Origin of the sequence: Kitasatospora nipponensis (assembly GCF_039528135.1) — a bacterium.
In the GTDB taxonomy this organism is placed as follows: domain Bacteria; phylum Actinomycetota; class Actinomycetes; order Streptomycetales; family Streptomycetaceae; genus Kitasatospora; species Kitasatospora nipponensis.
Genome location: NZ_BAAALF010000939.1, coordinates 245 through 584 on the forward strand (window position 1 = coordinate 245; position 340 = coordinate 584).

A 340-nucleotide genomic window follows, 5' to 3' on the forward strand; every position below is an offset into this window, starting at 1 on the left:
CGCCGCGCCGGCGACGCCGCCCAGGATGCGGTCGAGCTGGAAGGAGCCGCCGAGGGGCTTGAGGTCGGTGGTGTAGCGCTGCTTGGTGACCTCACCGGGGACGTACTCGGTGTTCACGGCGCGGAACGCGGCGTCGGCCTGGGTGATCAGGCGGGTGTAGCCGTAGGTCAGGGTCGAGCCGGACCCGGCCTGGTTGACGACGTCGTCGAAGGTCATGTTGTCGAGGAGGAACGAGTTCTTCTGGAACTCGTCGATCACCTGGGTGTCGATGTCGTCGGTGGCGTTGAGCTTCGCCTGGGCGAGTGTCACGGGCATGAGCGCATCTCCTATCGGCCGGTCT

At 66.8% G+C, this 340-nt stretch carries 1 protein-coding gene; it reads right to left on the bottom strand.

Features of this window, described 5'->3' with window-relative positions; all coding sequences use genetic code 11:
• A partial coding sequence (locus ABD323_RS44180) for a major capsid protein (RefSeq protein ID WP_344447635.1) occupies positions 1-315 on the bottom strand: 315 nt, incomplete at its 3' end.
• Positions 316-340: the final 25 nt, after the last annotated feature.